At 47.3% G+C, this 14,873-nt stretch carries 12 protein-coding genes; 4 read left to right on the top strand and 8 right to left on the bottom strand.

Annotated elements, in window-relative coordinates; translation table 11 throughout:
* From AC4PME_RS03460 to AC4PME_RS03450, 3 genes are all read right to left on the bottom strand, one after another.
* Positions 1 to 1,004 (bottom strand): tetratricopeptide repeat protein (locus AC4PME_RS03460; protein ID WP_491529494.1); only part of this gene is annotated, 1,004 nt, incomplete at its 3' end.
* A gap of 151 nt (positions 1,005 to 1,155) precedes the next feature.
* Positions 1,156 to 1,908 carry a flocculation-associated PEP-CTERM protein PepA gene (gene pepA, locus AC4PME_RS03455; protein WP_161599162.1) on the bottom strand — a complete coding sequence of 251 codons (753 nt, stop codon included), beginning with the start codon at positions 1,906 to 1,908 and terminating at the stop codon, positions 1,156 to 1,158.
* 154 nt (positions 1,909 to 2,062) lie between these two features.
* Positions 2,063 to 2,923, bottom strand: coding sequence for a ThiF family adenylyltransferase (locus AC4PME_RS03450; RefSeq protein WP_491044937.1), 861 nt, complete (start codon positions 2,921 to 2,923; stop codon positions 2,063 to 2,065).
* 121 nt (positions 2,924 to 3,044) lie between these two features.
* Here AC4PME_RS03450 and AC4PME_RS03445 point away from each other — a divergent pair, with 121 nt between their 5' ends.
* Together AC4PME_RS03445 and AC4PME_RS03440 are read left to right on the top strand one after the other, a co-directional pair.
* Positions 3,045 to 3,830: a S1 family peptidase gene (locus AC4PME_RS03445; protein WP_491044936.1), complete on the top strand. Its 786-nt coding sequence runs from the start codon at positions 3,045 to 3,047 to the stop codon at positions 3,828 to 3,830.
* A gap of 134 nt (positions 3,831 to 3,964) precedes the next feature.
* Entirely contained in the window at positions 3,965 to 4,981 is a 1,017-nt protein-coding gene (locus AC4PME_RS03440; protein WP_491044935.1) for an NAD-dependent epimerase, read from the top strand.
* A gap of 23 nt (positions 4,982 to 5,004) precedes the next feature.
* On the opposite strand, the gene AC4PME_RS03435 is transcribed toward AC4PME_RS03440, so the two are convergent.
* From AC4PME_RS03435 to AC4PME_RS03420, 4 genes are all read right to left on the bottom strand, one after another.
* Positions 5,005 to 5,871, bottom strand: a complete 867-nt coding sequence (locus AC4PME_RS03435; RefSeq protein WP_119502044.1) for a PEP-CTERM/exosortase system-associated acyltransferase — start codon at positions 5,869 to 5,871, stop codon at positions 5,005 to 5,007.
* A 348-nt stretch (positions 5,872 to 6,219) separates the two neighbouring features.
* Positions 6,220 to 8,394 carry a malate synthase G gene (locus AC4PME_RS03430; protein ID WP_491044934.1) on the bottom strand — a complete coding sequence of 725 codons (2,175 nt, stop codon included), beginning with the start codon at positions 8,392 to 8,394 and terminating at the stop codon, positions 6,220 to 6,222.
* A gap of 111 nt (positions 8,395 to 8,505) precedes the next feature.
* Positions 8,506 to 9,453, bottom strand: coding sequence for a LysR family transcriptional regulator (locus AC4PME_RS03425; RefSeq protein WP_119502042.1), 948 nt, complete (start codon positions 9,451 to 9,453; stop codon positions 8,506 to 8,508).
* A gap of 252 nt (positions 9,454 to 9,705) precedes the next feature.
* Positions 9,706 to 11,301, bottom strand: coding sequence for an isocitrate lyase (locus AC4PME_RS03420; RefSeq protein WP_491044933.1), 1,596 nt, complete (start codon positions 11,299 to 11,301; stop codon positions 9,706 to 9,708).
* Between the two features lie 263 nt (positions 11,302 to 11,564).
* Here AC4PME_RS03420 and AC4PME_RS03415 point away from each other — a divergent pair, with 263 nt between their 5' ends.
* Entirely contained in the window at positions 11,565 to 12,524 is a 960-nt protein-coding gene (locus tag AC4PME_RS03415; RefSeq protein WP_119502040.1) for a chemotaxis protein CheV, read from the top strand.
* Between the two features lie 118 nt (positions 12,525 to 12,642).
* A complete protein-coding gene (locus AC4PME_RS03410) occupies positions 12,643 to 13,986 on the top strand; it encodes an alkaline phosphatase (RefSeq protein WP_491044932.1) in 1,344 nt (447 codons plus the stop codon).
* 140 nt (positions 13,987 to 14,126) lie between these two features.
* Here the strand turns inward: AC4PME_RS03410 and AC4PME_RS03405 are convergent, their stop codons facing one another.
* On the bottom strand, positions 14,127 to 14,831 hold the full coding sequence (locus tag AC4PME_RS03405) for a VC0807 family protein (RefSeq protein WP_119502038.1): 705 nt from the start codon (positions 14,829 to 14,831) through the stop codon (positions 14,127 to 14,129).
* Positions 14,832 to 14,873 lie beyond the last annotated feature (42 nt).

Here is a 14,873-nt window from a genome sequence, read left to right as displayed (position 1 = left end):
ACGACCTTTTCCAGGTAGGAAAGTGCCTGCTCGTAGTTCCCGATCTGGAAATGTGAGATCCCTGCAATATACACGGATGTCATATTTACCATATTCTGGTTCAGTGAAATATCAATGTGTCTGGCGGCACTTTCAAAATCGTGCTCAGACAGGGCAATAATTGCCATTTGCTGATTCGCCAGCGGTTGATCAGCAGACAATGAAAGCACTTTCTCTACATAAGTTTGTGCTTTTTTGAACTCTTTCGCTTTTATGTAAGCTTCTGCAATATTCAGATTAAGCTGGGCAAAGAAAGGTTTAAGAGCCAGCAAAGCTTCGTAGTTCTCAGCTGCTTCTTTAAACTGACCGGATGCCTGGAGAATTTCCGCAGTCAGTGAGCGAATCATCCAGTCATCCGGGTATTTTTCTGATAATGCCGATAAAACATTTACGTCGCCGGGGTTATCCGAAAGCAAGTACCCGTTGATAATTAAGGCATAGTCGTCGATTTTGCTTTTAACTGCCGGCGTAGCGTTTTCTTTTGCCAACTCCCTGGCGACTTTCAGGTGATCTTCCGCCTGTTCCTGCGATCTGGAACGTCCCGATATTACGGCAGCAATCAGTTCTGCAGAAATACGCTGCCCGTTGTTCAGTTGCCCCTTAAACTCTTCAAAGGTAACTTCGAAAATGTCCAGATCAGCCATAGAATAGAGGGATAAAAAGTACTCATCCGCAAAATCGTTAATATCACCGCGTTGGGTGAGTACCTTGTCGAAGGTCGTAATGGCGCTGACCATATCACCAATATCGAAATAGACCTTAGCTAATTCAATACGGGGGCGGACATCAGTGGGGGATTGCTGTACGGCGGCTTTTAAATGAACAATAGCTTGCTTGTAATTGTCTTCACTAAGTGCATCTTCTGCTTTATTTAATCGTTCTTCTACAGTCATTTGAGAACAGGCGGTGGTGAGCAGCGTTGCGGTGACAAAAGCGGCAATTCGGGTTCGTTTCAATATATCCATACTATACAGCACATCCGGGATTTAAAAATGAGTGAATACTTTACGGGGTATCGTGTGAAAAGAAAAGTATGCAAACGTATCAGGGGTTTTTAAATTGAAGACACAAAAAAAGGCGACATTCGTCGCCTTTTTTCAGAGTGTAAAAACAATCTTATTTGTTTTTACGACGAGCAGATACACCCAGACCCATCAGGCCAAGCGCCAGAACTGCAACAGTTGAAGGCTCTGGAACAGATACTGGAACTGCCTGGAATACAGCAGAAACGTCACCAGTGATGTTCTCTAAGTCAGACAGACTGTCGTAGTCGCCGTTTACTGTCAGGTAAGAGTAGAACGGAGCAGGGCTCACGAAGTAATCCATACCAGCAGTAGTCAGAGTAAAATCTGTGAAGTCGAAGTTATAGTTACCAGTACCAGCTGAGAAGTCGTAGTTACCGTATGCATTAGTAACGTCGTCAGCAGTAGCGATAAGAATATCGTCGCCATTGTTCAGAGTAGTACCTGCTAACAGGTCGTCTGAAGTTGTGTCGCTGTTTACGTCGATGTACAGCTGCAGGCTAGCTGAAGTCGCTGCGAAAGACGTACCTGAAGTGCTTGTACCAGAAGCAGTCAGGATTGCATATACACTGTAACCAAAGTTCAGGTAAGATGAAGAACCTTTGTATACGTCAGTACCTTCGTTAGCGTACAGTGCAGACATAGTTGCAAAAGCACCAGTAGTGAAGCCAGAACCGTTGAATACCAGCTCTTCAACGTAACCACCGTTGAATTTGTCAGCAGTCAGTACTGAACCACCGTAAGGGGTTTCGTCAACCTGGAAATCCATGAACTCAGCTGAGCTTGTGAAAGAAGCTAACAAACCAGCAGTCAATGCGAAAGATTTTACAACTTTATTAAATTTCATAACCATCTCCATATTAAATTCGTTCGGCTGTTAGGCCTCGCTGATAATAAAGCATCTGGTGTGCCAACTTTTTATCCATATGAATTTGTTGGTTTTTTTATTTTTATTGCCTGCTTGTAAAAACTGCGTGTAAAAATCCCTGACACAAATTTTGTTATTTTCCGCTAACTACTTTCTCAGCGATTTTGAACTTCAATTTTTGTAGCCAGCCACGGTTACCAAACGGGCACCAGGTCTTACTGAGCTTATTCTTGTAAGCATCGAAATGCAGGCCATAAGGTGCACACAATACTTTGCCTCTTCCCAACAGAATCTTCAGCGCATAGGTCTCAGCAATACCAGCACATAAGTTTACCGCCATGGCTGTTGAGGGGCCGCGCTGCTCGTGGAAATCTACAGCGTCCTGATCAACAAGATAGTTACGCTGGAGCATCGCCGGTGATAAGCCAATCAGAAACTGGATTAATTGTCCTTCTTCTGTTTGCTTGTCATTAAAACGGAAATATTCTTCATAGGTCATTTTGCCGGGCATAAAACAAAGCAGAGCAGCGCCCATGCCAAGCGGTGCCGCTGTCACAACGGGTATACCTTTCTCATAGCAACGGCTGAAAACCAGTTTCCTCGCAGCCAGGGCGAAGAAATCGAGACTATCTATATAAAGGTCGACGCCATCAAGAAATCGATCAACATTCGTTTCATCGATTCCGGCAGGAAAGCTGCCAATCTCTATTTCCGGATTAATATCCTTCAACATAGCAGACATGACTTCAATCTTGTCCTGATCTTTTGTCGACACAAAAGCGCCGGACTGGCGGTTAATATTGTGTATATCGAACTGGTCAAAATCAGAGATGTTAATTTTTCCGACACCCAGTCTGGCAAGTGTCAGACTATGCAGTCCGCCAACACCGCCACAACCTGCAATTGCCACCCGTTTTGTGCGCAGTGAAGCTTGTTCATCATGCGTTACCCAGCCAATATTTCTGGAAAACGCCACATCATAGTTAAAATCCATACGCTATCCGGTTATCCTGCGCGAAGCAGTTTGTCATGAACCTTTATAGGGTAAGCTAATATCATGACATGTAAAATGCTATCATCAGAAAAAAGCCGGATTACCTGATAGGGACATTAGAATGAATATAATAAGAGTGCTGTTCGTCAGCATGACAATTGTGCTGACTTCACTTCCTGTTTGTCATACTGCTTTTGCAGAAGCATTACCTGAGGTTGTAAAAAAGGTGAAGCCTTCCGTGGTGGGTGTGGGCTTTTATGCGCCGCTGGCCACGGTTAGCCATCAATTAAAAGGAACTGGTTTCGTTGTCGGAAATGGAAAATATGTAGTGACCAACCATCATGTGATCACAGCATTTCCTACAGAAGAAAATGTAAAATTTAACCAGGTCGTGTTCGTACCCGAAGGCCGTAAGATGGGAATTGCGCGGGTAAAACAAGTTTATAAAGATGAAGAGCATGATCTGGCCATTCTGGAAATGGCCCATGAATTACCACCTGTCAGTCTGCTATCAGCAACAGATGTGGTTGAAGATGGTACTGGAATCGCAATGACCGGTTTTCCCATTGGCGCCGTACTAGGATTGTATCCGGCCACACACAGAGGCATTGTTGCCGCGTATACGCCCAATGTGATCTCGGCTTCGAACAGTGCGCAACTGTCGCAAGCTTATCTGGACAGCTTACGCAACCCTTTCATGGTGTATCAACTTGATATTACCGCTTACCCCGGCAACAGCGGCAGTCCCGTGTACAAAGCGGCCACTGGCGAGGTGTTAGGGGTAATCAATAAAGTGTTCGTTAAGAAAACAAAAGAGTCGGCAATTACTTCGCCCAGCGGCATCACTTATGCCATTCCGGTGAAGCATGTTTATGCACTGGCTGAGAAGCACGGGATAACTTTGTAAGCAAAGGCGCTTATTTTTATTAAGAAGTAAAAAGCGGAGTCATTCTTGCTAGTGGTCATGGTGACAAGTAGTCGCTTTAGAAGTTTGATTGAGTATCTTGCTCAACATGCAGCATTTATTTCAGGGAGCACGATATGAAAGTGTTAGTAACGGGAGCCGCTGGCTTTATCGGATCATTTGTTGCCGCGCAATTAACGGAGCGTGGCGATGAAGTCGTAGGTATCGATAATCTGAATGATTATTATGATGTGTCATTAAAGGAAGCCCGGCTTGAAAGGGTATCGTCTTTACCTTCCGGCCATCTTTTTACGTTTATTAAAATGGGCGTTGAAGATCGTGCTGCGATGGAGGCGCTCTTCGCTGAACACAAATTTGATAAGGTGGTTCATTTAGCTGCCCAGGCAGGGGTGCGTTATTCGCTGGAAAATCCTCACGCTTATATTGATGCGAATATTGTCGGCTTTATGAATGTACTCGAAGGTTGCAGACACAATCAGGTCAAGCACCTGGTTTACGCTTCATCCAGCTCTGTTTACGGTGCCAATGAAAGCATGCCTTTCGCCGTTGAAGATAATGTGGATCATCCGGTATCTCTGTATGCAGCCAGTAAGAAAGCCAATGAGCTGATGGCTCACACCTACAGTCATTTGTATGGGTTGCCGACCACAGGGCTGCGGTTCTTTACCGTTTACGGTCCCTGGGGACGTCCTGATATGGCACTGTTCCTGTTTACCAAAGCGATCCTGGAAGACAAACCTATTAAGGTGTTTAACTACGGCAACCACCGCCGTGACTTTACTTACATCGATGATATTGTTGAAGGTGTTATCGCCACGCTGGACAACGACGCAAAAACGGATGATTCGTGGTCCGGTAAGTCACCAAATCCGGGCTCAAGTAAAGCACCGTGGAAAGTTTATAATATTGGCGCTCAAACGCCGGTACACCTGCTGACTTATATCGAAACTCTCGAAAAAGCGTTAGGAAAGGAAGCAGAAAAAGAAATGCTGCCAATGCAAAAAGGTGATGTGCCTGATACTTACGCTGATGTAGAAGCACTGGTCAAAGATACCGGTTATCGTCCGTCTACAGACATTGATAACGGTATTGCAAAATTTGTGGAGTGGTACAGAGGGTTCTACAACGTATAACCCGTGAGCGGAGCGGCAGGGGATCAGTCTTTGATAAACTGCCGCAAATATTCTTCTCGTTCTTCCGGCATCGCCGGAATTTGTTCCCGTAAACTGAGTCGGATCTCATTAAGCATAGAAGCAAAACCCGGCTTCAGACTCCCCTCAAGAAGCGGGCGGTTAATGTAATAAGGGGCCCGTTTGCCGTGATAGTCCACTACCGGTCCTATCTGCTGAAATTTAATGCCTACATAACCCATACTTCTTGCAAGTCGGGGCTCCATCATCACATAGGCGTGCTTCACACCGAACTCCAGCGCCGAGGCGGCGGCAGCAAAATATAAACCTACAGCAATAAAAGGAAAACAGCGTAATTCCGTTTCCGAGTAGGTGACCGGGTTGATAGCACCGGTTGCTGAACCGTCAAAGTCATCTGAACGACGTCGCCGGAAGTATTTGGGGACGGCAAGTCTGGATATTTCGCACACCTCGTGGCGTTTAAAATTATCCGGACTCAAATCGTTCCGGGTGATAGAGGAGCGGCAATATTTCTCAATGGGTAATAACTGATCATCTTGTAATGGCCTGACCGCACGCACAGTGCCGGCCATTTGCTGAGTGCCGATATGGCGAATCATGCAGTGTCTTGAGTAAGCATCAAATTCGTCAGTTTCCAGACCCGACTCTTTCACCGGCTCAAACGCAAGCTCGTCACAATAGACGTTATGCCTGATTTTGTAGACAGACTCTCTCAGAGCATCATCCACTGCCAGAACGGGTTCCAGATACGTACTGAAGTGTGAAGAAATATAGTTAGCTTCCCTGAGCTGCTGATAGCCGGAAAACATCTTTCCTACGCTGGTACGGCGGAACTTTTTATTGATTGTGTCAAATATCGAACGCTTAGCCATAATGGTTTTAACTTCTCACTGCTGCTGACGTCACAATACACCAATGATAGTGCAACGTGACAGCTTAAAAGTGCTGTGTTAGATATCGCTATTGATACTATAGAACAAATTTTGATAGTTGAGCGTTTATCATAAGAAAATCCTTAACAGCCAGCAGAGGCAGGGGATACAGAGGAATAAAGCGTTGCCGGGTAGCTGTTTGACACCGGTAAACAGATATCTGACTGTATACGTGCCGCGCCGTAAGTTGCTCCTGAGTCCCTTTCGCAGGTTCAATGCTTCAGGCAGGACGCACAAAGAAAAAGCCACGGTTGTGGCTTTTTCTGTTCAGGTACTGAAAGTAAAAAATTACTTTGCCGCCAGCGCGGCTTTCATGTCTTTTCTGCGCTGATGAAGCAGGGGCTCTGTGTAACCGTTCGGCTGACTTACGCCGTCGAAAATCAATTCTTTCGCAGCTTTGAAACCAATGGCGTTGTCGAGTTCCGGTGACATCGGGATGTAATCGCTGTCGCCGGCATTTTGTTCATCAACCAGCACTGCCATGCGGGAAAGGGATTCGTTAACCTGCTCCGGCGTAATGATGTTATGTACCAGCCAGTTGGCCAGGTGCTGGGAAGAAATCCTCAAGGTCGCGCGGTCCTCCATCAGACCAACATTATTGATGTCAGGCACTTTTGAACAACCAATCCCCTGATGTACCCAGCGTACCACGTATCCCAGAATGCCCTGTACGTTGTTATCTACTTCACGCTGAATAGCTTCTGCAGACAAAGACGAGTCTTCTGGCATTAAAGGTATCGTAAGAATATCCGCAATACCGTTATATTGCTGTTCTTGCATACCGGACTGCAGGGCGAATACATCGACCTCATGGTAATGCAGACTGTGCAACGTGGCAGCCGTGGGAGAGGGGACCCAGGCGGTATTGGCACCGGCCTTCGGATGGCCTATTTTCGCTTCCATCATATTTGCCATCTGATCCGGAATGGGCCACATGCCTTTACCAATCTGTGCGCGGCCGGAAAGCTGACAAGCCAGGCCCGTTTGTACATTGGCTTTTTCATAGGCAGCAATCCAGGGCATGGTTTTCAATGCGCCTTTTGCTGCGAATGGCCCTGCCTGCATAGAGGTGTGAATTTCATCACCCGTACGGTCGAGGAAACCGGTATTGATGAAAGCGACACGTGATGAGGCTGCGCCAATACAGGCTTTCAGATTGATGCTGGTGCGGCGCTCTTCATCCATAATTCCCATTTTCAGCGTATCCTGGTCGAGGCCCAGCATGGCTTCAACACGGCTGAACAGGCTGTCAGCGAAGGCGACTTCTTCAGGACCATGCATTTTAGGTTTAACAATATAAATGCTGCCTTCACGGGAGTTACGGAATTTACCATTGCCCAGTAAATCATGTTTAGCAATGAGGGATGTGATCACACCGTCCATCAATCCTTCAAAGACCGGTTCACCGTCCAGTAAAATCGCGTCATTTCGCATGAGGTGACCTACATTGCGTACAAACATGAGGCTGCGGCCGGCAAGTGAAAGTGTGCCTGCGCCATCTGCTGTGGTGTATTCACGGTCAGACTGCATAGCACGGACAATCTTTTTGCCGCCTTTATCCATGGTCAGCGACAGATCGCCTTTCATAAGACCTAACCAGTTTGAATACACCAGTGTTTTATCTTCAGCGTCTACGGCTGCTACAGAATCTTCGCAGTCCATTATTGTTGTCAGCGCTGCTTCAACCAGCACATCTTTCACCCCGGCTGGATCGGCTTTACCCACCGGGCTTGCGGCATCAATCTGAATTTCAAAATGCAAACCGTTGTGAACAAACAGCAGTGCATCCGGCGCATTTGCATTGCCTCTGAAGCCAAGGAACTGTTCGCTGGTTTGCAGTGTGGTATTGCCGCTTTTCAGGGACACGGTAAGGGTGCCGTCTGTGATGCCGTAGCCGGTTACATCTTTGTGAGATGCATCAGCAAGCGGCAGCAGGGTGTCCAGTAATCGTTTTGCTTCTGCGATAACTTTCGCGCCCCGTACAGGATTATAGGTTGTTCCGGCTTCTGCACCGCCGTCATCGCTGATCACGTCTGTGCCATACAGCGCGTCATACAGACTTCCCCAGCGTGCATTTGCGGCGTTCAGTGCGTAGCGGGCATTATTGATAGGCACAACCAGTTGCGGGCCCGCCATGGTGGCAATCTCTGCATCTACATTGGCCGTCGTGGCAGTGACATTGTCCGGCTCATTCTCCAGATATCCGATTTCCCGCAGAAAGTTCAGATAGTCGTCGCCGGAAGCGGGCTTACCGCTTTTGTGATAAGCATCAATTAAGGTTTGGAAATGATCCCGCTTATCCAGCAGAGCCTGATTAAGCGGTGTGAGGTCTGCAAGCAGGGATTCGAAATTCGCCCAGAAAGTGTCTTTATCGACATTAGCGCCGGGCATTGCCTGTTCATTGATGAATGTGTCCAGAACCTCAGCAACCTGAAGTCGTCCGTGTTGAATATACCCTTTCATAATGACCTCTACTCTTTAATGAGTTGTTAGTGTAGAGGTTTCCGGACACTATTTTTAATTTATGGTTTGTATTGCTGTCATAATATTTGTGAATGTTTGCTGGCAGATGAGTTACAGATTACTCATCTCAGATGCCAGTTCACCAATTAAACGGCGCAGCCAGATATGGCCTGCATCATGATGCAGCAAGGCACTCCACGCCATTTTCAACGCAATTGGCGGAATATCGAAAGGAGGATCTTTCACTACAACTTCCGGATCGTCCTTAAACAGTCGCGCGGCTTTGCCCGGTAATGTAGCCACCAGATTTTGAGTTTTAGCTATTTGCAGTGCTGCATGATAGTGGCGGGTAAACACTCTGATCGCCCGCTGTTTTCCCAGTTTAGTTAATTCAGCATCGACCCAGCCAAGTTTTTGCACTTCATTGGGATCAATACCTACGCCCACACCGAAGCCGGTTTTACTTACCCAGATATGCTGGGCGCTTAAATAACTGTCCAGATCCCATTTCTGGTTTACCAGCGGATGGGATGCGCTGAGCACACAGCTGAAACTGTCATACCAGATGACTTTCTGGTGAAAGGATAGAGGCAGTTCGTCGAAGCGGTTAATCGCCATGTCGACTTTACCCTGTTCCACATCGTGAAATGTCACGTCACTCGGCGTGATTAAATCGAGGGTGATGTTCGGGGCAATCTTGCCCAAACGGCCGACCAGCTCAAGCAATAAAGTGCTTTCCGCATAATCGCTGGTCATGATCCGGAATGTACGGTTGCTGGTAGCCGGATCAAAATCGGTTTCCGGCTGAATGGAGCTTTCCAGTTTACTGAGTACATCGCGGATGACCGGCTGGAGCTCAAGGGCACGTTTAGTCGGTGTCATACCTTCGCTGGTTCTCACCAGCAACGGATCTTTGAATAAATCTCTTAACCGCTTTAAACCGTTACTCATGGCCGGCTGGGTGATGCTGAGCTGATTAGCGGCGCGGGTAACACTGCCTTCTCTGAGCAAAACATCCAGATAAACCAGAAGATTCAAATCTACTTTGGCTATATTCATGCTCTCAATGCTCCAAATTAGGATTATTATCTGTTGCTATTATAAGCGTCTGGTCCTGATAAGTAAGATAGACTATTAGTCGCAGATTGTTACTGCTTTATTCGCCTGTTGTACTGATACTTTCGACCTGGTTTGACTGCCAGTGTACCCCGGATTTCAAACGGGTGTTTTATTTTTGTGGCTGTGAAATGAATAAAACCGGTGAATATAAAAAAGGCTCCCGAAGGAGCCAGAGGTTAGGAACCTGTGTGTTTATACATCAAACTGGTTCATGGTGTTGTCGTCGCCTGAAGCTTTCAGTGCGCCTTCACCGGAGAAGTACTCTTTGTGGGTGTCACCCAGGTCAGAACCGGCCATCGCCTGGTGCTTAACGCACGCCAGACCCTGACGAATTTCCTTACGCTGAACACCTTTAACGTAGGCCAGCATACCCTCGTCACCGAAGTAACCTTGCGCCAGGTTGTCAGTAGACAGTGCCGCAGTGTGGTATGTAGGCAGCGTAATCAGGTGGTGGAAGATACCTGCTTCACGTGACGCATCACGCTGGAAGGTCTGGATCTTCGCATCAGCAGCTGCAGCCAGTTCGCTGTCGTCATATTCTGCAGACATCAGTTTTGCACGGTCGTAAGCAGATACGTCTTTGCCTTCTTCCTGCCATGCGTCGAATACTTGCTGACGGAAGTTCAGTGTCCAGTTGAAAGACGGTGAGTTGTTGTATACCAGTTTTGCATTCGGGATAACTTCACGGATTGCGTCAACCATGTCACCAATCTGACGTACGTGAGGCTTCTCAGTTTCAATCCACAGCAGGTCAGCGCCATGTTGCAGAGAAGTGATACAGTCAAGAACAACACGATCGAAACCGGTGTTAGCTTTGAACTTGAACAGACCGTTAGGCAGACGAACAGGTTTAACCAGTTTGCCGTCTTGTTTGATAACCAGGTCGCCGTCAGACAGGTCATCTGCACCGGATACTTCAGTGGTGTCCAGGAATGCATTGTACTGAGCAGCCAGGTCCCCGGGGGCGGTAGACACAGGGATTTTCTGGGTCAGGCCAGCACCTAATGAGTCTGTACGGGCAACGATGACACCGTCGTCTACACCCAGCTCTAAGAATGCATAACGAACCGCGTTGATTTTCGCCAGGAAGTCTTCATGAGGAACGGTAACTTTACCGTCCTGGTGACCGCATTGCTTGGCGTCTGATACCTGGTTTTCAATCTGAATACAGCAGGCACCGGCTTCAATCATTTTCTTCGCCAGCAGGTAAGTGGCTTCTTCGTTACCGAAACCGGCATCGATGTCGGCAATGATTGGTACCACGTGGGTTTCAAAGTTGTCGATTTGCGCCTGAATTGCTGCAACATCACCACCATTTGCTTTCGCTGCGTCCAGCTGCTTGAATAAATCACCCAGTTCGCGGGCATCTGCCTGACGCAGGAAGGTGTAAAGCTCTTCAATCAGCATAGGTACGGTGGTTTTTTCATGCATGGACTGGTCAGGCAGGGGACCGAACTCAGAACGCAGGGCTGCAACCATCCAGCCGGAGAGGTACAGATAGCGTTTGTTAGTCGTGCCGTGGTGTTTCTTAACAGCCAACATTTTTTGTTGACCTACGAAGCCGTGCCAGCAACCTAAAGACTGGGTGTAGCTTGCACTGTCGGCATCATACTCTTCCATATCTTTGCGCATGATAGCGGCAGTGTACTTCGCAATGTCCAGACCAGTTTTGAAACGGTTCTGTGTTTTCATACGTGCGGCGTACTCTGGGTTAATACCTTCCCAGCTTCCTTTCTGCGCGGCTTTAAGCGTAGCAATAGTATCGATATCTTGCTGATATTGCGACATAGAGGTCTCTCCCGAATTAACTCAAATATGTTGTTTAGGCGATTACGCTGCACTGCGTTCTCGTTAGCTCACGTTCATCCTAGTGCCGCAATTCGAATAACGTAAATATATAATTGTCATTCCCGTCATAATATTTGTGAATGATTGATGTGGGTCTTGTGGAAAGGTTACGGTTCGGGTTTCATTTTTTGAGTCTAATTGCTTAAAGCATTATCTTTATTTTCGCCCTATCATTACAGTAATTAAAATAATTCGGGGGGAGTATGAGCAGTATTCTTAGTACCGTCGATCAACGGACTAATCTGGTGGGTGAGAACCGCCTCGAGCTATTGATGTTCAGGTTGGGGACCCGTCATGCGTTTGCCATTAACGTGTTTAAGGTTAAAGAAGTCATCGGTGTCCCGAAGATGAATACGATGCCGGGATCTCACGGCAATTTGTGTGGTGTGACCCTGTACAGAGGGAATTCAATTCCTGTCATTGATCTGCGCAGCGCCATTCGTATGAAAAATAGTGGCGATACGAATTACGCTAATAACGTCATCATCACAGAATATAACCGCTCAGTTCAGGGATTTCTGATTGGTGATGTATTAAGCATCGTTAATACATCCTGGCAAAATATTCAGCCGCCGCCGCTGACTATCGGTAAATCAAATTACCTTACTGCTATCAGTCAAATAGAAATCGACGGGAAGAACGAACTGGTAGAAATCATTGATGTCGAAAAAGTGCTGGCTGAAATCATCGATTACGATATTTCTATCTCTGACGGCGTGCTCGATGAGCAGGTCGTCAGTGCTATGCATGGCCGTCAGGTGTTGATTGTGGATGATTCCGCTACTGCACGTAAACAAATCAAAGATACCCTTGCCCAGATAGGTTTGTCCTGTCTTGAATGCCACAATGGCGCAGAAGCCCTGGCGTTACTCAAATCATGGGCTGATGAAGGTAAGCGGCCGTCTGACCTTATCTTATTAATGTTTACCGATGCTGAGATGCCGGAAATGGACGGATACCGCTTAACTGCAGAAGTGCGCGGTGATGAGAGAATGAGTGATTTATTTGTTGCCCTGAACACCTCCTTAAGTGGCAGCTTTAATGAGGCCATGGTGGAAAAGGTGGGTTGCAACCGGTTTATCTCTAAATTTCAGCCGGATATGTTAGTTGACGTGGCGCAGCAACGCATGCGCGAACTGCTGACCAGTCAGTCAAAGGCTTAGCATTAAATCGATGAAATTACAGCCTTTCGTGAATTTTTGATGACTCACGGCTTTGGGTTTGGCGCTTGTCCTGATGTGATTTACACTTAGCCACAGTTTTTTTCCTGTGGATACGACGATGCTAAAAAAAATAAGCGTGTGCTCTCTGGTAGGGCTCACCCTGGCGCAAGGCTGCGCGCAACTCGATAATGCCGGTCATGCGGCACAGAATTCATCAGCACAGCAACAGCCCCGAAATATCATCATGGTAGTGGCCGACGGCATGGGGCCGGCTTACACCACGGCTTACCGCAACTTTGCTGATAACCCTGAAACACCTGACATCGAAGATGTCGTGTTTGACCACATGCTTACCGGCAATGCCTCTACGCATCCGGCGCCGGTTTCCGGGTATGTTACCGACTCTGCGGCTGCGGCTACAGCGTTGGCTACAGGCGTAAAATCGTATAATGGTGCTATTGGGGTGGATGCCAACAAGCAACCTGTTGAGTCGGTGCTTCAAAGAGCAAAGCAGCTCGGTCTGCGCACCGGTGTTGCGGTTACATCGCAAATCAATCATGCAACGCCCGCTTCTTATCTGGCGCACAATGAAAGCCGTAAGAATTACAACGCCATCGCTGACAGCTTTTTTGACGACCGTATTAATGACGGATTTGTCGCCGATGTCATGCTGGGGGGCGGTACCTCTTATTTCGCCCGTGATGACAGAGATCTCACCGCTTTATTTGCAGATAACGGCTATCAATATGTTGATGACTATGACCAGTTAGCTACATTGCCTGCCGGCACTGACGTGCTGGGACTATTTGCACCGGTGGGATTGCCGGCTGCGCTGGATGACAGTAACCCGCACCGCCTGTCTTTTCTGACTAAAAATGCGATTAAGCATCTTGAGGATCCGGAGGGATTTTTCCTTCTGGTAGAAGCGAGTCAGGTTGACTGGGCAGGGCATGCCAATGACATCGGTTCTGCGATGGCGGAGATGGATGATCTGGCTGTTACCATGGAATACCTGCAAAATTATGTAGAAACACACCCTGATACACTGGTTGTGCTTACCGCTGATCACAGTACCGGCGGTTTGACAATTGGCGCAGACGGTATTTACGAGTGGCATCCTGAGTACCTGCGTAACATGAAGGCTTCGGTTTCATCCATTGCTGTCAACATGGTCAGTGAAGCCTCTCCGGCTGCGTATGCTGAAGCGCAGCTGGGATTCACTTTTGAAGATGATGACAGTGCACTGGTAGACAGTATCGCGGCACTGCCTGATTTTGAGGCCCGCGAAACAGCGTTGAAAGCATTCCTTGATAAGAAGACGAATACCGGCTGGACCACTGGTGGCCACACTGGTGTCGATGTGGAAGTTTTTGCATTCGGTGCCGGAGCAGACGCTTTTGCCGGTCAGTTAGATAACACTGACATTGCAAAGCAATTCTTCCGCTTCCTGAACAACCGCTGAGCTGAATGACAGGCGTACTGTGATAATGTTCACAGTACGCTTTGATTCATTTATCGGCTTATGCGAAACACGCCTGCCACCCCGGCAAGGCAAAAAAAAATAGCCGCAAATTGCGGCTATTTTTTTATCATTGTTTAAATCTACTGATTCAGAAAGTTGTCCAGGTCTTCACCGGTAATTTTGCCAATCTGAGAAAACAGATACCACAATGCAGTCACCAGCAAAATCATGCTCGGGATAACGATAACCGGATAGCTCAGCATCGTCATCCGGCCCAGTTCTTCTGTGTAGGCAGTGGTGCCGGGTTCACTGACCAGAATCATTTTCGCCAGCACATAATTTAATACTGAGGAAAGAAAAAAGGAGCTGGCAACAATGTAAGAGCTGATAGCAATTTTACGTTTGAATTCTGCCTGTTTTCCTTTCTCATCGAGCGCGCGGTTTAAATTTTCCCAGTTAATGATCTGGTCGTTCAGGATAAGCATTTTAACCAGTGGCTTTTTACCAAACTGAGTCACCAGAACTGCAATACCGATAAGCGCCGGAATGGTGGCTTCTTTAATTGCAATATATTCGGCGGGGAGTTTCAATAAACTGATACCGCCGGTAAGGATAACGCTGACAATCCCGAGAACGGAAAAACCATTCACTTTACCGGACTGTTTTAAATCCCAGATGCCGTAAACAATTGGAAAGGCGAGGGCAGCAACGATGCTCCAGGCCGGCCCGAGGTATTCGTCTCCGCTGCCGTAAGACATGATTAAAACAGGGATAACAATATTGAACGCAAGGTTGCCGAAGAAGCCCTGGTTTTGCTGATTTTTGGTTTCTGTGGTGCCGGACATATTTATTTCGTTGTACTACGGATTGAAGGCCAGTATACGGGA

This window comes from Alteromonas sp., from assembly GCF_984505615.1.
Note: the sequence above shows the minus strand (reverse complement) of the source record. Positions and strands in the feature narration are given on the sequence as shown.